This is a genomic window from Moraxella sp. (assembly GCF_024227015.1).
Taxonomy (GTDB): domain Bacteria; phylum Pseudomonadota; class Gammaproteobacteria; order Pseudomonadales; family Moraxellaceae; genus Moraxella.
The window spans coordinates 1-3,827 of the sequence record NZ_JAAELD010000069.1 but is presented as its reverse complement, the minus strand read 5'-3'; the positions used below and the strand labels follow the sequence as shown (position 1 = coordinate 3,827).

General features: G+C 47.1%; 4 protein-coding genes. 2 read left to right on the top strand and 2 right to left on the bottom strand.

Annotation, left to right across the window (positions count from 1 at the left end; translation table 11 throughout):
* Both GY683_RS01510 and GY683_RS01505 read left to right on the top strand, forming a co-directional pair.
* Positions 1 to 342: 2Fe-2S iron-sulfur cluster-binding protein (locus tag GY683_RS01510; RefSeq protein ID WP_367274104.1), on the top strand; the 342-nt coding region annotated here is incomplete at its 5' end.
* Positions 343 to 379: 37 nt separating this feature from the next.
* Positions 380 to 1,111: a hypothetical protein gene (locus GY683_RS01505; protein ID WP_297287072.1), complete on the top strand. Its 732-nt coding sequence runs from the start codon at positions 380 to 382 to the stop codon at positions 1,109 to 1,111.
* Positions 1,112 to 1,149: 38 nt separating this feature from the next.
* On the opposite strand, the gene ppk2 is transcribed toward GY683_RS01505, so the two are convergent.
* Entirely contained in the window at positions 1,150 to 2,250 is a 1,101-nt protein-coding gene (ppk2, locus tag GY683_RS01500; RefSeq protein WP_297287071.1) for a polyphosphate kinase 2, read from the bottom strand.
* A gap of 144 nt (positions 2,251 to 2,394) precedes the next feature.
* On the bottom strand, positions 2,395 to 3,747 hold the full coding sequence (locus GY683_RS01495; RefSeq protein ID WP_297287070.1) for an AarF/ABC1/UbiB kinase family protein: 1,353 nt from the start codon (positions 3,745 to 3,747) through the stop codon (positions 2,395 to 2,397).
* Between the last annotated feature and the right edge of the window lie 80 nt (positions 3,748 to 3,827).

Sequence of the window (3,827 nt, the reverse complement as noted above, 5' to 3'; positions counted from 1 at the left end):
AGGTGTACAATGGGTTGGGTATTTACCGACGAGATGCGGTTTTATTTACACGAAAATGAAACGCTGCTAGAGGGCATGAGGCGCACAGGTCATCAGACGGTTCGTTTTGAATGTCAGCAGGGATATTGTGGCTCGTGCAAGATGCGCGTGACCGCAAAGACAGGCAAGCTGCTCATGACAAAAAAGCCAATCGCCATGCTCGAAGAAGATGAAGTTCTGGCTTGCTGTTGCCAGGCGACAGGCACCATGTGTGTGACTTATGCGCCCAGAATGGAAGGTGAGCAGCTAAGTCTATTCGAAGATAAAAGCGTCTCGGATGTCGGTTTCTTTAAGTTGGCCTAAGATGTTATTGGCTTGCTGATAAGCACTGGAGGGTGCGATGATCCTAGATAGACACAATTTTACCAATAAGGCACTGATACTAACGGCGATCGGTCTCATGGTAGTGGGCGGGGCGTGGTACTTACGCCCAGGTGCTAAGCCAGCCAAATCTGATGTTATGCCTGACGTGGATCTATCGATGCTAAGCATTCCCAAGGCGACTAGTGAGCCTGTCAAGGTCGAATCCCAAGCGGTGCGGTATCTGTCTATTGATGATGGCAGCGTTAAAGCAGCTGAACAAAAACAGCTAAAACAACAGCTGAATCACCTTAAGCGCGCAGGCAGCCTGTCAGGCGGTGTGCTGACAGATGAGTTTAAGCAAGCCACACATGCTAAGATGACTTATCGATTTGGACGCAAGCAGCCGCTTAGCTTTGAACCGACCCAAATTGAGTTATCAGGATTTTTCTTGACGGGCAGGCAGTATGAGGGCGTGCTCGGTGAGCGTGGCTATGATGCCTTGTATCGGTTATTTGAAAATCCTAGCAATAAATCTCGCATAGAGATTATTGAGACCAGAATTTTAGAAGATTCACCCGTCGTCATGTACCAAGAGTTCATGAATAAAACAATCGCAGGCACGCCGGTGCTATATGAGCATCTGAGTGACAAAAAAGCCGTGAATTATCAAAAAGCGCGCTTCGTTCACAAAGATAAGCTTTATGTCATTAATGCCAAAGGGCTAAGCCAAGGTGAATTTGAGTCATTATTAACGACCATCATCCAATAAAATACCGCTCATCTGAGCGGTATTTTATTGATGGGGATTTAAGAATTGGCTTGGACTGGGCTGGTCGGTCTTAGCGATGAGACTGCCAGATCCGTACGCTCATCCATCTCATACAGTGCGCCTGCACGGCCCACGATCAGAGGGTCGATGTTGCCGATTTGGGCAGGATCTTTGTTTTCGTAGTTGAGCTTATTTAGTACATAGCGCATGGCGTTAAGTCGTGCGCGTTTTTTGCAGTCGGATTTGATGACGATCCATGGCGATTCGGCGGTATCAGTATTAAAGAACATTGCTTCTTTGGCTAGGGTGTAGTCATCCCATTTGTTCAAAGAGGCTTTGTCCACAGGAGATAGTTTCCATTGTTTTAGCGGGTCGTTTTCGCGGCTGGCGAAGCGCGCTCTTTGTTCTTCGCGTGATACTGAGAACCAGAATTTTACCAATTGAATGCCTGATTCGATCAGGTGTTTTTCAAATTCAGGCACTTGATGCATGAAGACTTGGTATTCCTGTTCGGTACAAAAGCCCATCACACGCTCAACAACGGCGCGGTTATACCAAGAGCGGTCAAACAGTACAATCTCGCCAGAGGTAGGTAGATGCTGTACATAACGCTGGAAATACCATTGACCTTTTTCTTGTTCGGTAGGTTTTTCAAGAGCGATAACACGCGCGCCACGAGGGTTTAGATGCTCCATAAAGCGCTTGATGGTACCGCCTTTACCGGCAGCATCACGACCTTCGAACAGGATGACCAGTCTTTGACCTGTGGCTTTGACGTGGTGTTGTAGTTTTAATAGTTCGATTTGAAGTTTGTATTTTTGGGCTTCGTAGTTTTTGCGGCTAAGGCGATGCTTGTAAGGGTAACCGCCTTCACGCCAGTTGTCTGACAGCTGTGTATCCTTTGACTTGTCAGCGCGCAGTTGACCGACGATCTGTGTTACCGGCAGATAATCGTTCAGCACCTGACCAAGTTCAACCAAATCATCAGGTGTGGCATGCATCAGCAGCTCTTCAAGCTGTGAGGCTGTGCTTGGCATGACTTTTGGTTCGGCCTGAGTAGTGGTTTTTTTGGTTGGGGTGGTCTTAGGCGCTGCTTGGGTGCTGCTGGTGTCTTTGGTGTCTTGATCATTAACTGGCATGAGTCACTCCTTAGCTGGTTGAGGTTGGGTTAATCCTTTATGTTAGCATCTTGTGAATGGTTGTGCAATGTCAATTATCTGATGAATATATACAAAATACTCATGAATAAAACGCCCTGATAATGAGCATCAAGGCGTTACATGTTAAGGGCTAAGATAAGGTTCGATGAGATCCGTGCTGTCTGTGCGAGCATCGAGCGCAACCAGTAGGGCGTACGCACCGATAAATTTGCGACTGATGAACATTATCTCTTTGGGCGGTAAGCTAAATTCAAGCGATGTCATGCCATCTTTGGCAGAGGCCATCACGCGATTATAAAGCTGACTGCCTGCCCACAGGTAGCGATTATTGTCATCAAGATAAGCATCATTCACATGCTCAGCCTTGGCAAAAGGCTCACAGGCCATCAAAAAAACCTTAGCCATGTCGTCTTTTGGCTTACCTGTCAATTTATCAAAAAAATCATAGCCTGTCATGGCTGATTTCATCATCTGACTGTCTTGATGATAGCCTGCGGTGAGTAAGTTTTTTGCGATGGTTAGTAGGTGGTTGTCAAAGCGTTTCACCGCACCAAAATCCAGCAAGACCAAGCGATCCACGTCATTCTCACTGCGCACGAGATAATTGCCAAAATTAGGATCGGTCTGCATCTCTCCCCATTCGAACAACTCGCGAATGACGATCTCGATGGCGGCCTGACCAAGGGCGTTACGACGTTCTTGGGGTAGCTGCAACAGCGCAGAGTCATTTAAAGGAATGCCTGCTTCATAGCTCATACAAATCAAGCGATCGGTGCTGTAATTGTCATAAATGGTTGGCACGATATAGCGCTCATCATCCGCCAGATAAGCGGCAAATCGCTTCGTGGTCTCAGCTTCGGTGCGATAATCCACTTCGGTATGTAGCAGCTCTTTGATCTCTAAGAACCAATCATCCAACGCCTTGGTCTGTGGGACGGCATTGGTAATCTTAAGCAGCTGCTTAAAAATCGCTAGGTCAGAATCAATGGCGTTGGCGACATTGGGGTATTGAACCTTGAGAACGACGGTGCGCCCGCTGTATTTATGTGTGGCTTTATGGACTTGGGCGAGGCTTGCGGTACCGATGGGATTGCGTTCGATCTCAAAATCATCAATGCACGCGCCAAGCTCATGCTTTAGGGTGTCATAGATGATGTGCCATGAGAGTGGGGCGGTGTTGGCATCAAGTGTGTGCAGGGCGTTGATGACCTCGCGCGGCAAAAAATGCTCGCCATACAGCGCAAGCATCTGCCCAATCTTGACCACAGAACCTTTTAATTTACCCAATTCACTGACTAAATAATCTGCTTGCTCTTGAAGTAGGGCGTGCTTTTGAGTTTCGCGTGCCTCTTTACTTAAAAATAACCCTGATACGCCGCTCTTTGCCCAAGTCGCCCCGATGTTCAATGAGGTCTTGGCGATGGAAAGTCTGCGTTGTAGTGGGGTTGTTTTTAGGGTATTTAACGGCTTGGTCATGATGTCTTGTTGTGATATTTTGTCTCATAAATTGGGGTTATTATATCAAAAAATCAAGCCATTATGGCGTGTTTATGATT

Bases quoted from the DNA above. Each gene is read 5' to 3' on its own strand.
- GY683_RS01505 (WP_297287072.1), top strand. From the start codon at position 380: ATGATCCTAGATAGACACAATTTTACCAATAAGGCACTGATACTAACG.
- GY683_RS01495 (WP_297287070.1), bottom strand. From the start codon at position 3,747: ATGACCAAGCCGTTAAATACCCTAAAAACAACCCCACTACAACGCAGA.
- ppk2 (WP_297287071.1), bottom strand. From the start codon at position 2,250: ATGCCAGTTAATGATCAAGACACCAAAGACACCAGCAGCACCCAAGCA.